The organism is Diaphorobacter caeni, from assembly GCF_015354245.1.
GTDB classification, from domain to species: Bacteria; Pseudomonadota; Gammaproteobacteria; order Burkholderiales; family Burkholderiaceae_C; genus Diaphorobacter_A; species Diaphorobacter_A caeni.
Window position 1 is genome coordinate 534,629 of sequence record NZ_JADKYZ010000004.1, and the last position, 14,300, is coordinate 548,928.

Sequence of the window (14,300 nt, forward strand, 5' to 3'; positions counted from 1 at the left end):
AATTGCATCCCAGAATCGCGGCTCCATCAGAAATTAACAAATTTTCACCTTTGTTGATGCGTGTCACGTTTGGGTGGTGCAGACAGTGCTGTCGGCAGCATGCGAGGCGTGACGCCGGTCCAGCGACGAGGGTGAATGGCTTCAGGAGTTCAGGTTCATGCAACGTCGCCAATTCGTCTCGCTCGCATCCGGCATCGCCGCCATGTCGGCCGCGCCCGCTTTCATCCGCAGCGCCGCCGCTCAGGACGTGCCCGGTCTCAATGCCAAGTCGGTGATGATCGGCTGCTCCGCCGCGCTGAGCGGACCGCTGGTCAGCTTCGGCAACGACATCTCGCAGGGTGCGGGCGCGGCGTTCGCGCAGATCAACGCGCAGGGCGGCGTGCATGGCCGCGGCATCCAGCTGCAGATGATGGATGACGCCTATGTGCCCGATCGCACGCTCGGCAACGTCAAGCAGATGCTCAGCGGCGGCTCGGCGCTCGCGTTGCTGTCCTGCGTGGGCACGCCCAACAACACCGCGATTCTTCCGCTGATCGAAGAGGCCGGCATTCCGTACGTCGCGCCGGTCACGGGCGCCTCGTCGCTGCGCAAGGGCGCGCGCAATGTGTTCCACGTGCGCGCCAGCTACACCGATGAGGTGCAGCGTCTGATCAAGCGCCTTGCGGGCATGGGTCTCAAGGGCATCGGGGTGATCTACCAGGACAACGGCTACGGCAAGGAAGCGCTGGCCGACGCGCAGCGCACGCTCGAGAGCCTCGGCACGAAGACCGCCGTCGAGGCCGCGGTGGCCACCGATGGCTCGAATCTGAAGGACGTGTTCACCAAGGTGTCCGCAGGCCGTCCCTCGGCCGTGCTGCTGGCGACGGCCGGTGCGGTGTCGGTGGATCTCGTGCGCGGCATGAAGAAGCACGTGCCCGGCGTGCTGCTCGCTGGCCTGTCGGTGACCATGCCCGGCGACGCGCTCGCCAAGCTGGGCGAGGACGGCAGCGGCCTCGCGCTGACCATGATCGTGCCCGACCCGAACCGCCCCCGCATCCAGCTCGTGCGCGACTACCAGGCCGCCATGCGCGCCAAGGGCCACAACGAGTTCTCGCAGGGCAGTCTCGAAGCCTACGTCAACGCCCGCGTGCTGGCCGAAGGCCTCGAGCGTGCCGGCAAGGAGCCGACACCGGCCAAGCTGCGCTCTGCGTTGGCTGGCATCAAGAATCTGGATCTCGGCGGTTTCGTGGTCGACTACAGCGGCCAGTCGCCGTATGTGGGATCGCGCTTCATCGATCTGGGCGTGATGGGCAACACGGGCCGCTTCATCGGTTGATCCGCCTGCTGCGGGCATGAAAAAGGGCACCCTCGGGTGCCCTTGTCACTGGTGCTCGCGCTGAGATCGTCAACACGCGCAGAGGCGGTTCGCATCAGTCCCTGCGCACAACGCGTCGCATGCCCACGAGCGCCATCAGTGATGCCAGCAGCATCACGCTCCATTCACCGAGCGTGGGCACGGGCGTGGCCGTGCCTGCTCCGGTGGGCGGATTCACCACCACCGGCGTGGTGGGGATGGTGGCTTTGGCCTCGGCGCTGAAGGCGCTGGTGGCGTCCGGGTTGGTCGCGCTCACCTGCAGGTAGTAGGTCTGGCCTTCGGCGAGGCCGGGGATGTCGGCGGCAGTGAGATCGCGCGATGTCTGGTTGCCCGGCAGGGTGAACTGCACCGGGGCCGCCTTGGCGAAGGAGCTGCTGCTGACCTGCAGAAGGTAGCTTGACACGTCCGCGGCCGGCGCCGTCCAGTTGGCGCGCAGCGTGGGCGGCTTGGTGCTGGCCGTGGCGGTGATCACGGGCGGGGGCAGCACGGGGGCCGCCGGCAGCGTGACGCTCACGGGTTGGCCCGGGCTGCTGGTGCCGTCGGCGTCCGTCGCCGTCATGCGCAGAAGATACGTCTGACCGCCTGTGAGCGGGGTGTCGGCCGATGTGATCGTGCGGTTTTTGGCGGTGCCCGAAAGAGCCACGGCGGACCAGCTCTGCCCGCCATCCGCGCTGATGTCCATCGCATAGGCGCTGATGCATTCTGCGGGCTGATTCCAGCTGGTCTGGATTTCCTTGGCCGTCGGTGCCGAGGCCAGCACGGTGGGGGCTGGGGGAGGTGAGGTGGTCTGCGTCCAGGCGGTGAAGAAGGCGCCGATGCCGCTGAAGAGATACAGGGTCTTTCCGCTCGGATCGACGGAGACATGGCGGGACCCGCGATTGCTGCCATAGCTGCGGCTGCTGTCCTGCAGGGTGGCGACCTTGTTGCCGGCCGGATCGAATTTCTCGACGATGTTGCCGATGCCGCCGCTGGTGACGTAGACGTAGCCACAGCGGTCCACGGCGACGCCAGCGGAGTAGCTTCCCTGCACGGGGCCAATGGTTCTCAGTGGCGTGCCCTGAGAGTCGTAGACCTGCACATGGCGTCCGAAGCCGTCACCGGCGGCGTAGACGTTGTCCTGTGAATCCACGGCCATTTGCAGAACGTCCCCCTGAGGATCCGTGGGCGGTGTCTTGAACCAGCGCGTCGTGCCATCCGTGCCCTTGACGATCAGGCCGGGCGCATTGGTGGTGGGGCCGGGCAGGTTCTTGGTGGAGATCAGCAGGTCCCCGGCGGAGTTGGCGGCCATGGCGATGGAGCCGTTGTCCTTGTCGTTGTAGGGCACCTGGTCGTTGACCACGAACACCCGTTGCTGGTTCTTGCCCTGACTGTCGTAGCGGAAGACCGAGCCTTCGCGCCAGAACGGGGCCACATAGTATTGGCCGCCCAGCAGCACGGTGCCTGCGGGTGACGAGCCGCCGCTGCCGGCGGGGTCCACCGCAAACTCCAGCTCGTGGGGCTGCCCGCCCGCGCCTGAGGGGTACACGCGCACGCTGTGGTTGAAGGACACGAACACCTTGCCCGAGGACGGATCCACGTTCAGGCTGTTGATCCACGAGCCGACGTTGGTGACCGCGATGTGGCTGGTGTAGTCGTTGTTGCCCATGCCCACGGCGCTGTGCGACAGGCCGAGGCCAAGGCAGAGCAGGGTGGCGGCCCATGCGCAACGCTGCGGCAGCGGGACGCGTGCATCGAGTTGAAATGGTGTGTTAGCCATAATCTATTGCGATGTCTTTGTTAAGAGATAGGTGATATTAGATTGAAAAAGTAAATCAATAGGCTTTTTGTATTTTTAACCGGGGGTTTTGTACGGATTCAGGGCCAGCTTCGCGCGGGCCTGTCGCCAATGAAAAAGCCGACGCGGCCCGTGTGGGCGGCGTCGGCTTTGGAGGGTGACGGACGGGTGACGGCGTGCGCGTCAGGCGTGCATGCTGCCCGTCTTCTGGCAGCGGTCGTGCCACGACAGGGCTTCGCTCAGGATGTGCGGGGTCTGCTGGCCGCCGCTCTTTTGTGCGCGGTCGAAGTAGTCCTGCAGCATCGGGCGGTAGTCGGGATGAGCGCAGTTGTCGATGATGACCTGTGCGCGCTGGCGCGGCGAGAGGCCGCGCAGGTCGGCGAGCCCCTGCTCGGTGACGACGACCTGGGTGTCGTGCTCGGTGTGGTCCACGTGGGCGCACATCGGCACGATGCAGCTCACGTTGCCGCCCTTGGCGACGGACGGGGTCACGAAGAAGTTGAGATAGCTGTTGCGCGCGAAGTCGCCCGAGCCGCCGATGCCGTTCATCATGCTCGTGCCCATCACGTGGGTGGAGTTGATGTTGCCGTAGATGTCGGCCTCGATCATCGAGTTCATGCCGATCACGCCGAGGCGGCGCACGACCTCGGGGTGGTTGCTGATTTCCTGCGGGCGCAGCAGGATGCGTTCGCGATAGAAGTCGATGTTCTGCACGAACTCCTCGAGCGCCTCGTGGCTCAGCGAGATGGCGCTGGCCGAGGCCGACTTCATCTTGCCCTCGCGCACCAGCTCGAGCATGCCGTCCTGCAGCACCTCGGTGTAGCCGGTGAGATTCTCGAACGGGCTCTTGAGCAGCCCGGCCAGCACGGCGTTGGCCACGTTGCCCACGCCCGACTGCAGCGGCAGCAGTTCCTTGGGCAGGCGGCCCACCTTCACTTCGTGCGCGAGGAAGTCGATGACGTGCGCGGCGATGCGCTCGGAATTCGCGTCGGGAGCGGCGAAGGCGGAGTTGCGGTCCGGGCTGTCGGTCTCGACGATGGCGATGATCTTCGAAGGATCGCAGCTCAGGTGCGGCACGCCGATGCGGTCATTCGGCCCGTAGAGCGCGATCGGCTTGCGCTGCGGCGGAATGGCGGTGCCGTAGTAGATGTCGTGCATGCCGTCGAGTTCGAGCGGCAGGCGGTGGTTGACTTCCAGGATCACCTTGTCGGCCAGATCCAGCCAGGTCTTGTTGTTGCCGACCGCCATGGTGGGCACGAAGCTGCCGTCCGAGTTGATTGCGGTCACCTCGATCACCGCCACGTTCAGGTGGCCCAGAAAGCCGAACCATGCGTGCTGGGCGACATGCGAGAGGTGCATGTCCACGAAATGCATCTTGCCGGTGTTGATCTTCTCGCGGCAGATCGGATCGGACTGGAAGGGCAGGCGCATCTCCATGCCATCCACCTTGGCGAGCGCTCCGTCAAGTTCGGCGGCGGTCGATGCGCCGGTCCAGATGCTCACGCGGAACGGGTGACCGGCGGCGTGCTCGGCCTCGATGCGCTTGGCCAGCGCCTGCGGAATGGACTTGGGATAGCCCGCGCCCGTGAACCCGCTCATTCCCACAATCGATCCCGGCTCGATCAGCGCTGCGGCCTGTTCTGCGGTCATGACCTTTTCACGAAGGCCGGGATGCTGGATGCGGGACGTGGAACACAACATGGAAACTTGACTCCGAAAATGACCGAAGGGGCGTTGTGCACGCCCCTTCGGTCGGTTATCAGATGTAAATCCTATCAGGTATTCCGTTCACGTTAGGTAGAAACCCCGGTCTTACGGCTCGCTGACAGGATGGTCATCCCGGGTCAGGTCATGGCGGGCTCAGTCGCGGCCGCGGTTGAGCAGCGCGTAGAGAATGATCGCGCCGAAGGTCGCGGTACCGATGCCGCCGAGCGCGAAATCACCGAATTTCAGAGTGAAATCGCCGGTGCCGAGGATCAGCGTGATGGCCGCCACGATCAGGTTCTTGTTCTGCGAAAAGTCCACCTTGTTTTCCACCCAGATCTTGGCGCCGGCAATCGCGATCAGGCCAAAGACCACAATCGAGACTCCCCCCATTACCGGCAGGGGAATGGCCTGGATCAGCGCGCCGAACTTGGGGCTGAAGCCCAGCAGCACGGCGATCAGCGCGGCCACGAGGAACACGGCGGTCGAGTAGATCTTGGTGGCCGCCATCACGCCGATGTTCTCCGCGTAAGTGGTCACTCCGGTGCCGCCCAGTCCGCCGCTGACCATCGTCGCCACGCCGTCGCCGATGAACGCGCGGCCCATGTACTGGTCGAGGTTCTTGCCGGTCATGGCCGTCACGGCCTTGATGTGGCCCAGGTTTTCGGCCACCAGAATGATCACCACCGGCACGATCAGCAGCATGGCGTTGGCGCTGAAAACCGGCGCGTGGAAGGAGGGCAGGCCGAACCACGGCGCGTTGATCACGCCCGACAGATCCAGCGGCTTGCCCAGCCCCATGCCATTGGTCAGCACCGCATACAGCACCGAGGCCACCAGCAGACCCACGAGGATCAGCAGCCGCTGCACCATGCCGCGCGTGAGCACCGCCACCAGACCGACGCAGACGAAGGTGAGCGCCTGCATCCAGCTCTCGAAGTTGTTCGACGCCATGTTCTTCACCGGGATGCCGGCCAGATTCAGGCCGATCACCGCGACGATGGCCCCCGTCACCACGGGCGGCATGAAGCGCTCGATCCAGCCCGTGCCCACCAGCTGCACGATCACCCCGACCAGCGTGTAGACCGCCCCGCAGGCGATGATGCCGCCCAGCGCCACGCCAATGTTGGCGTTCGCCCCCTTGCCCGCATAGGCGGTCGCGGCGATCACCACGCCGATGAAGGCGAAGCTCGAGCCCAGATAGCTCGGCACTTTGCCGCCGGTGATCAGGAAGAAGATCAGCGTGCCGATGCCGCTCATGAACACCGCCATGTTCGGATCGAAGCCCATGAGGATGGGCGCGAGCACCGTGGAGCCGAACATGGCGATCACGTGCTGCACCCCCATCAAGCCCGTCTGCCCCCAGGGCAGCCGCTCATCCGGCCCGATCACACCGCCCGATTGCAGCACCTGTGGAGACCTTTCGGTCCAACTGAACATTCCCATTTTTCACGCTCCCGCTACAGTTTTTGACAAAGTGGGGCGATGGTAGGGCATTGCGCGCGCTTGCGTGCAGCGGGGCGATACGGATGGTCAGTGCGGCGGCCTTCAGCTTCCGGACTCGTGGACGTGCGCGGCCAGATAGGCATCGATGCGCTGGCGGATGTGCCCCGCAAGTTCCGGCAGACGATGCGACACGCGGTACATCGGTCCCGCCACCAGCAAGGCAAAGCGCCGCTCGCCAAGGGCCAGCGCCATGCAGACGCCCCCCAGTTCGGGCGTGAATTCCGCGTTGCCCTGAAACCAGCCGCGTCGCACCGACAGGGCGATCTCCGCTTCCACCTCTTCGGCGGACATCAGCGTGGTGGGCGTGTACTGCTCGAAGGCGACCTTGCGCAGCACTCCCGCCCGCTCATCCGCGCGCATCTGTGACAGAAGCGTACGTCCCGTGGCGGTGGTGTGCAGTGGTACGCGCTTGCCCACGGGGGCGGCGTAGCGCACGGAATGGGGCGATTCGACGGTTTCCACGAACAGCGCATCGGATCCGCTCACTGCGGCCAGCACGGCGGTTTCGCCCGTGTCGGCCACCAGCTGCTCGAGCAATGCGCGCATGTCCTTGGGCATCGGCTGGGATTGCTCGATCTTGCCTATGAGGGTGGCCCAGGCGGGCGTGGGGTAGTAGCCAGCCTTGGGGCGCGGCTCATATAGATAGCCGCGCTGCGCCAGAGTACCCAGCAGGTTGAAGGTGCTCGAGCGCGGCCAGTCGAAATGCTTGGCAATTTCGGCAAGGCTCGCGGGCCGCTGATGGGCGGCGAAGAATTCGAGCAGTTCGAGGACGTTGGCGGCTTGTTTGACGTTCACGGTGATGCTGACAGTGATCTGTGGCGGGCCGCGGAGCGCGGCGACGCATGGAATTTAACCGCCGAAGCGGGAGTGGATCCGACTCAGGGAAAACATGGAGGCAAGGATACTGCCTATTTGTTCTTGTATGTGTATGATTTGTTCATGCACAAGAATGATGATGCTTCTGCCACTGAGCAAGACCCTGCTTTCGGGGGGCCGCTCGCAGGCGTGCGCGTGCTGGATCTGACCTCGGTGCTCATGGGGCCGTTCGCATCGCAGAACCTCGGCGACATGGGTGCGGACGTGATCAAGATCGAAGCGCCGCAAGGCGATCTGGTGCGCCAGATCGGCCCGGCCCGGCACGACGGTATGGGGCCTGTATTTCTCAACGCCAACCGCAACAAGCGCAGCGTCGTGCTCGACCTGAAGTCGCACGATGGCATGGCCGCGTTGCACAAGCTCATCGCTGATGCCGACGTGCTCGTGTACAACGTGCGCCCACAGGCCATGGCGCGGCTGGGGCTCGGCTACGAAGCAGTCAAGGCGCTCAATCCACGCATCATCTACGCGGGGCTGTTCGGCTACGGGCAGGACGGCCCCTACGCCGCGCGCCCGGCGTATGACGACCTCATTCAGGGCGCCTGCGCACTGCCGCATCTCATCGCGAAGGCGTCGGGCGGCATTCCGCGTTATGTGCCCAACGCGCTGTGCGACCGCATTGTCGGGCTCACCGGGGTGGGCGCGATTCTGGCAAGCCTGCTGGCGCGCGAGCGCACGGGGCAGGGCGACCGCATCGACATCCCCATGTTCGAGACCATGGTGGCCTTCATCATGGGCGATCACATGGGCGGCCTGACCTTCGATCCACCGCTGGATGGTGGTGGCTACGCGCGCCAGCTTTCGCCGCAGCGCCGCCCCTATCGCACGCAGGACGGCTACATCTGCGCACTGGTCTACAACGACAAGCAGTGGCAGGGCTTTCTGCGCGAGATCGGGCGCGAGGCGCTGATGCGCGACGACGAGCGATTCGCCAGCTACGCGCAGCGCACGCAGCACATCGATCATGTCTATGACGTACTGGCAGGCATCTTCGAAGAACGCACCACCGATGAGTGGATCGCGATTCTCGAGCGCGCCGATGTGCCCTTCATGCCCATGCACAGTCTGCAAAGCCTGATGCAGGACCCGCACCTCGTGGCCACCGATTTCTTCACCGATGTGATGCACCCTACCGAGGGCGCGATCAAGTCCCCGCGCAATCCAGTCACGTGGACGAACCGCAAGCCCGCTCCGCCGCGCCCTGTGCCCACGCTCGGCCAGCATACGGCCGAAGTGCTGCGCGAACTGGGCTACAGCGAGAGTCAGGTGCAGGCCATGGTGAACGCCGCGGCCAACGCCACAACTTCCACTGCCTGAACTGGAGCACGCCCCATGCAGTCCATCGAACATCTCGGAGACGAAGTGACCTTTGAAGTGGTGGACGGCGGCATCGCCGTCATCACCATGAACCGCCCCGCGCAGCGCAATGCCATCAGCGGTGGCCTCGCTCAGGGTCTTCGCGCCGCTTGGAAAAAACTGGACGAAGACAGTGCGCTGCGGGTGGGCATTCTCACCGGCGCGGGCGACAAGGCCTTCTGCGCCGGCATGGACCTGAAGGAAGCCGCAGCCATGGGCCTCAAGGTTCCGCCCCGCGATCTGATCCCGGTGCTCGGAGACGGCGTGCCGATGAGCAAACCGACGATCGCCGCCGTCAACGGTGTGGCGCTCGCGGGCGGCTGGCTGTTCGCGCAGATGTGCGATCTGTGCGTGGCCGCCGATCACGCCACCTTCGGCATCACCGAAGCCAAGGTCGGGCGCGGCATGCCCTGGGCCGCGCCGCTCATCCACATGCTGCCGCAGCGCATCGTGATGGAGGTGCTGCTCACCGGCAAACCTCTTTCCGCAGAACGTGCCATGGCGCTGGGCTACGTGAACCGGGTGGTGCCGCTTTCCGATCTGCGCAACTGCGCCCTGGAGCTTGCCTCAAGCATTGCCGCCAACGCGCCGCTCACCGTCAAGGCGGCGCGAGAACTTGTGTACCTCTCGACCGAAATGGGCCGCTCCGCCGCGCTGCGATCGGCGCAGCATCTGTTCGAGTCGGTGTATCTCAGCGAAGACGCGCAGGAGGGGCCGCGCTCGTTTGCCGAAAAGCGCGCACCGCGCTGGCAGGGCCGTTGAATCTTTGGGGATGAATCCAGATGAGTTTTGAACTGACCACCGAACAGCAGGCCATTCGCGAAGCCGTGCAGGATCTGTGCACGCGTTTTCCCGAAAGCTATTGGCTGGAGCGCGACGCCGACGGTGTATTCCCGCACGACTTCTACCGCGCGATGGGCGATGCGGGCTGGCTTGGCACCGCGCTGCCCGAGGAATACGGCGGCGCAGGCCTTGGCGTGCAGGAGGCCTGCGTGCTCATGCAGACCATTGCCGAATCGGGGGCCTGCATGAGCGGTGCCTCGTCCATTCACATCAACATCTTCGGCCTGATGCCGGTGGTGGTCTACGGCACCGACGAGCAGAAACGCCGCATGCTGCCGCCGATCGCGCGTGGCGAGGTCAAGGCCTGCTTTGGCGTGACCGAGCCGAATGCGGGTCTGAACACCACCAAGCTGAAAACACGTGCGGTGCGAGAGGGCGACAAGTATGTGGTGCATGGCCAGAAGGTATGGATCTCCACTGCGCAGGTCGCAGACAAGATTCTGCTGCTGGCACGCACCACGGCGCTCGAGGACCTGGCGCCGGGCCAGCAATCGCACGGGCTCACGCTGTTCTACACCGACCTCGATCGCTCGAAGATCGACGTGCGCCTGATCGAGAAGATGGGACGCAAATGCGTGGACTCCAATGAACTGTTCATCGACGGTCTCGAGATCCCCGTGGAGGACCGCATCGGCGAGGAGGGCAAGGGCTTCAAGTACATCCTGCACGGCATGAACCCCGAGCGGATCCTGCTGGCCGCCGAGGCCATCGGCGTGGGCCGCGCGGCGCTCGCCAAGGCGTCGAGCTATGCGCGCGAGCGCGTGGTGTTCGATCGGCCGATTGGCAAGAACCAGTCCATCCAGCATCCACTTGCGAAGAACTGGATCGAGCTCGAAGCGGCGCAGCTTCTGATGATGAAAGCCGGATGGCTCTACGACAACCGCCGCGAATGCGGCGCCGAGGCCAATGCCGCCAAATACTTCGCGGCGGAGGCAGGCTTCAAGGCCTGCGAGCAAGCCATCCTCACGCATGGTGGCATGGGCTATTCCAAAGAATTTCACGTTGAGCGCTACCTGCGCGAAATCATGATCCCTCGCATCGCCCCCGTGAGTCGCGAACTCATTCTGAGCCACATCGCCGAGCGCGTGCTGGGCATGCCGAAATCGTATTGACGATGCAAACAAAGCAGCAAAAAAGGCAGGAGACAAACCATGAAGATTCAACCATCCCCAACCACCCGACGCACTCTGTGTGCAGCCGCTGTCATGCTGGCGGCTTCAGCGGGCTGGATGCCGCTCGCGCAGGCGGACACCTGGCCGAGCAAACCGGTGCGCGTGATCGTGCCTGCGGCGCCGGGTGGAAGCGCTGATCCGTTGGCGCGTCTGGTCTCAGAGGAACTGGCGCGGGTGCTGGGGCAATCCTTTGTGGTGGAAAACCGCCCCGGCGCCAACGGCAACGTGGGTTCAGCGTCGGTGGTCAAATCACCCGCCGATGGCTACGCCCTGCTGTTCAGCTGGACCGGAACGCTCGTGCCCGCGATCACGCTCTACAACGCCAAGCCCTACCATCCGCAGAAAGATCTCGATCCCATCGTGCTCATCGGTTCGGTGCCCAACGTGATCATCGTGCACCCTTCGCTGAACGTGAAGACACCCGCCGAGCTCACGCAGTTCGCCAAGGCCCAGCCGGGTGCGCTCAACTTCGGCTCCACGGGCAGCGGCAGCTCATATCACCTGTCCGGTGAGCTGTACAAGAAAACACAGGACGTGAACATGCAGCATGTGCCCTACACCTCGCCAGGCGCGGTGCTCACGGATCTGGTCGGTGGTCGGTTGCAATTGGCGTTTCCCGGCGTGACGGCGGCCGCGCCGTTTGCAAAGGATGGTCGTGTGCGCGCCATCGCCGTCATGTCCGACAAGCGCGCGGACATTCTGCCCGACGTGCCGACCACGGTGGAACTGGGCATGCCCGCGCTCGTGTCGGAAACCTGGTTCGGCCTGCTTGCGCCCAAGAACACGCCCGCCGACGTGCGCCAGAAAATCAACGCGGCCATCAACGCCGCGCTCAAGACGCCCGCATTCCGTGACCGGCTCGTGAGCCTCGGCTATGCCCCCTTGGGCGGCACTGCCGAGCAATTCGAAAAGCAGCTTGCGGGCGACATCCAGAAATGGGGCGAGGTGGTGAAGTTTTCCGGCGCGAAGGTGGATTGATCGCGCTGGCCCGTTCAATGCCGCTGATGCAACGCCCGCGCGATCTTGTCGCGCTTGACCGTGGTCTTGGGCACCTTGAACGGGAACCACATGCGCACGTCGTCTTCGAGGCCGATGCCGTGCATGTAGTTGTAGATGGCCTTCTTCAGGCAGTCGCCGAGGGCGTCGTGATCGACGCCGGTGGGGTCGACGAAGCCCACGTCGTTGCGCGCGAAGTCGCTCTCGGGCAGGGGCAGGAGGGTGACGCCGTATTCCTCTGGGTTCTTGCCGACGGGTGAGTGCACGGTGCAGACAAAGCGGTGGAAAAAGCCGCTCTGGATGCAGCCGTTCTCGAACAGCTGGCGCACGTATTCGAGCGCGTCGACGGTGTCCTGCACGGTCTGCGTGGGAAAGCCGTACATCAGGTAGGCGTGCACGAGGATGCCCGCGTCGCTGAAGGCCTTGGTGACGCGCGCGACCTGTTCGACGCTCACGCCCTTTTTCATGAGTTCGAGCAGGCGGTCGGAGGCGACTTCGAGGCCGCCCGAGATCGCGATGCAGCCGCTGTCGGCCATGAGGCTCGCGAGGTCGGGCGTGAAGGTTTTTTCGAAGCGCACATTGCCCCACCACGAGATGTCGGTGTTGCGGGCTATGAGCTCGTGCGCGAGTGCCTTGAGGGCCTTGGGCGGTGCGGCTTCGTCGACGAAGTGAAAGCCGGTCTGGCCGGTTTCGGCGACGATGGCGTCGATGCGGTCGGCGAGCACGCTGGCGCTCGCGCCCTCGTAGCGGCCGATGTAGTCGAGGTTGACATCACAGAAGCTGCACTTCTTCCAGTAGCAGCCATGCGCGACGGTGAGCTTGTTCCAGCGGCCGTCGCTCCAGAGGCGGTGCATGGGGTTGAGCATGTCGAGCAGCGACAGATAACGCTCCAGCGGCAGGCCGTCCCAGGTAGGAGTGCCAACCTCTGCGAACGCGATGTCGGCCTCCATCATGTTGAGGTAGCGCACTTCTCCGGTGGCCTCATCGCGCGCGAAGGTGCGCACGAGACGCGAGGCGCCGCGTTCGCCGCGCAGGTGCTCGAGCAGCGCGAGCAGCGGGCGCTCGCCCGCGTCGAGCGTGACGAAATCCACATGGTCGAAAACGCGCGGCTCGGCGAGTTCGCGCAGCTCGGTGTTCACAAAGCCGCCGCCGAGCACGGTCCTGATCTGCGGATGGCGGGCCTTGATGGTCTGCGCGATACGGAAGGCCGCGTAGACCGAGCCGGGGAAGGGCACGGACAGCAGCACCACATCGGGCCGATGCCGCTCAACGGCGGCGAGCGTGAGCTGTGCGAGCAGATCATCGACCAGCGTGGGCTCGGCCGCGAGCGCGTCGGCCAGCGGATCAAAGCTCGGCTGGCTCGCGGCCAGCGATTCGGCGTAGCGCACGAACTCGAAGCGTTCATCCACCGCATCGCGCAGCACGTCGGCCAGATCGTTGAGATACAGCGTCGCGAGATGCTTGGCGCGGTCCGTGAGCCCGAGCGCACCAAAGGCCCAGCCCAGCGGATCGCCGCCCTCGTCGTCCACATACACGTCAAGCGACGCAAAGCGCGGGCCCTCGGGCAGATAGGTGCGGCTCACGACGCGGTGCGCAAGCGTGGTGTCGCGCCCCTGCAGAAAGGCGATCACGGGCGTGATGGTGGCGAGGTAGCGGTCCTGGTGTTCGGTGAAGAACTGCACGGCGGGGCTCTGCAGCTTCGGCGGAATCTTCGCGACCTGCTCGGCCACCTGCTGCAGGCCTTGTTTGGAGAGCAGCCGCAGCACCAGCGCCAGCGCCAGATCTTCCTGAACGGCATCGATGCCGCGCGAGCGCAGGAATCCCGTGAGGTAGGCGGTGGACGGATAGGGCGTGTTCAGCTGCGTCATCGGCGGGATGATGGACAGCACACGCTGAGAGGCATGGTGCATGGCGTAGTGGGTGTTGCAAGGCTCTGCAGCGCATGGGCTGGAGCCTTGCAATTATCGCGTAGCGGGATACGCAATGCACTGCTGAGGAATTGGGACGGCCTGAGCATCCCGATTCCCGAGACAAGCTGCCTGTCAGGCAGCCAGCATTCCAGCGGTCTGGCTGATGCTGAACCACAGACCCACCGCCGTCACCGCCACTCCTGCGGCAATGGCAGAACGTGAAAACTGCGTGGTCCGCAATTTGTTGAGGGCTGCCGAAATGCCGGTCATGACCAGCCATTGAATGAGCGCGAATCCCAGCAGATAGGCATAGAGTGCGGTGTTTTCCGCACCGACGATGGATTCGCCGTAGGCGTATCCGTGGAACACGCCGGCGATGGGCAGAATCATCCACAGCGCGCTGGCAGACTGGAGCTTGCCCGTCCACACGAGTACCCCGGCGACGAGTACAGACAGCGCCACCAGCAATTCCGAGCCCGGAAGATCAAGCAGATTCACATGCAGCACCGTGCCCAGAATCGAGCCTGCGACGAACACGGCGGCCAGTGCCGAACGCGTGGCGGCAGGCAGTTTGGCGATCAACCAGGCTGCGGCCACGATGAAGGCCAAATGGTCCAGGCCGATGATGGGGTGCGCAAGGCCCGAGATCAGGCCTTGCGCGAACGTGTCGGGCATGGCTCCGTCCATGGCGTGGTGAGCGGATGCCGCCACGCTGGCGCATGCCAAGGTGGTGCCGGACAGGATTTTGAACATGGATTTCATGATGATGAGGACTCCTTTGGTTGATGATGAGGTGGCGTGATGGGCAT

Annotated in this window: 11 protein-coding genes; 5 read left to right on the forward strand and 6 right to left on the reverse strand. The window is 64.6% G+C overall.

Annotated features, from left to right (window positions below):
• The first annotated feature begins 157 nt into the window (after nt 1-157).
• Nucleotides 158-1,315, forward strand: a complete 1,158-nt coding sequence (locus ISG32_RS13180; protein ID WP_194771451.1) for an ABC transporter substrate-binding protein — start codon at nt 158-160, stop codon at nt 1,313-1,315.
• A gap of 94 nt (nt 1,316-1,409) precedes the next feature.
• On the opposite strand, the gene ISG32_RS13185 is transcribed toward ISG32_RS13180, so the two are convergent.
• From ISG32_RS13185 to ISG32_RS13200, 4 genes are all read right to left on the reverse strand, one after another.
• Nucleotides 1,410-3,110: an IPTL-CTERM sorting domain-containing protein gene (locus ISG32_RS13185; protein WP_194771452.1), complete on the reverse strand. Its 1,701-nt coding sequence runs from the start codon at nt 3,108-3,110 to the stop codon at nt 1,410-1,412.
• Nucleotides 3,111-3,311: 201 nt separating this feature from the next.
• Entirely contained in the window at nt 3,312-4,829 is a 1,518-nt protein-coding gene (locus tag ISG32_RS13190) for an acetyl-CoA hydrolase/transferase family protein (protein ID WP_228529782.1), read from the reverse strand.
• Between the two features lie 159 nt (nt 4,830-4,988).
• Nucleotides 4,989-6,278, reverse strand: coding sequence for a solute carrier family 23 protein (locus ISG32_RS13195; protein WP_194771454.1), 1,290 nt, complete (start codon nt 6,276-6,278; stop codon nt 4,989-4,991).
• 102 nt (nt 6,279-6,380) lie between these two features.
• Nucleotides 6,381-7,133 (reverse strand): IclR family transcriptional regulator, encoded by a 753-nt coding sequence (locus tag ISG32_RS13200; RefSeq protein ID WP_194771455.1) that lies wholly within the window; start codon nt 7,131-7,133, stop codon nt 6,381-6,383.
• A 144-nt stretch (nt 7,134-7,277) separates the two neighbouring features.
• Here ISG32_RS13200 and ISG32_RS13205 point away from each other — a divergent pair, with 144 nt between their 5' ends.
• Genes ISG32_RS13205 through ISG32_RS13220 form a run of 4 tightly spaced genes read left to right on the forward strand, consistent with a single transcriptional unit; the run spans nt 7,278 to nt 11,563 of the window.
• Nucleotides 7,278-8,531: a CaiB/BaiF CoA transferase family protein gene (locus tag ISG32_RS13205; RefSeq protein ID WP_194771456.1), complete on the forward strand. Its 1,254-nt coding sequence runs from the start codon at nt 7,278-7,280 to the stop codon at nt 8,529-8,531.
• Between the two features lie 15 nt (nt 8,532-8,546).
• Entirely contained in the window at nt 8,547-9,332 is a 786-nt protein-coding gene (locus tag ISG32_RS13210; protein WP_194771457.1) for an enoyl-CoA hydratase/isomerase family protein, read from the forward strand.
• Nucleotides 9,333-9,352: 20 nt separating this feature from the next.
• Nucleotides 9,353-10,525: an acyl-CoA dehydrogenase family protein gene (locus tag ISG32_RS13215; RefSeq protein WP_194771458.1), complete on the forward strand. Its 1,173-nt coding sequence runs from the start codon at nt 9,353-9,355 to the stop codon at nt 10,523-10,525.
• 39 nt (nt 10,526-10,564) lie between these two features.
• Nucleotides 10,565-11,563 carry a Bug family tripartite tricarboxylate transporter substrate binding protein gene (locus tag ISG32_RS13220; RefSeq protein ID WP_194771459.1) on the forward strand — a complete coding sequence of 333 codons (999 nt, stop codon included), beginning with the start codon at nt 10,565-10,567 and terminating at the stop codon, nt 11,561-11,563.
• A gap of 14 nt (nt 11,564-11,577) precedes the next feature.
• On the opposite strand, the gene ISG32_RS13225 is transcribed toward ISG32_RS13220, so the two are convergent.
• Entirely contained in the window at nt 11,578-13,449 is a 1,872-nt protein-coding gene (locus tag ISG32_RS13225) for a B12-binding domain-containing radical SAM protein (protein WP_407645054.1), read from the reverse strand.
• A gap of 174 nt (nt 13,450-13,623) precedes the next feature.
• Nucleotides 13,624-14,253 carry a HupE/UreJ family protein gene (locus ISG32_RS13230; RefSeq protein ID WP_194771461.1) on the reverse strand — a complete coding sequence of 210 codons (630 nt, stop codon included), beginning with the start codon at nt 14,251-14,253 and terminating at the stop codon, nt 13,624-13,626.
• Nucleotides 14,254-14,300: the final 47 nt, after the last annotated feature.

Coding starts and splice junctions, on each gene's coding strand:
- ISG32_RS13180 (WP_194771451.1), top strand. CDS start 158: ATGCAACGTCGCCAATTCGTCTCGCTCGCATCCGGCATCGCCGCCATG.
- ISG32_RS13215 (WP_194771458.1), top strand. CDS start 9,353: ATGAGTTTTGAACTGACCACCGAACAGCAGGCCATTCGCGAAGCCGTG.
- ISG32_RS13220 (WP_194771459.1), top strand. CDS start 10,565: ATGAAGATTCAACCATCCCCAACCACCCGACGCACTCTGTGTGCAGCC.
- ISG32_RS13185 (WP_194771452.1), bottom strand. CDS start 3,110: ATGGCTAACACACCATTTCAACTCGATGCACGCGTCCCGCTGCCGCAG.
- ISG32_RS13230 (WP_194771461.1), bottom strand. CDS start 14,253: ATGAAATCCATGTTCAAAATCCTGTCCGGCACCACCTTGGCATGCGCC.
- ISG32_RS13225 (WP_407645054.1), bottom strand. CDS start 13,449: ATGACGCAGCTGAACACGCCCTATCCGTCCACCGCCTACCTCACGGGA.
- ISG32_RS13195 (WP_194771454.1), bottom strand. CDS start 6,278: ATGGGAATGTTCAGTTGGACCGAAAGGTCTCCACAGGTGCTGCAATCG.
- ISG32_RS13190 (WP_228529782.1), bottom strand. CDS start 4,829: ATGTTGTGTTCCACGTCCCGCATCCAGCATCCCGGCCTTCGTGAAAAG.
- ISG32_RS13205 (WP_194771456.1), top strand. CDS start 7,278: ATGCACAAGAATGATGATGCTTCTGCCACTGAGCAAGACCCTGCTTTC.
- ISG32_RS13210 (WP_194771457.1), top strand. CDS start 8,547: ATGCAGTCCATCGAACATCTCGGAGACGAAGTGACCTTTGAAGTGGTG.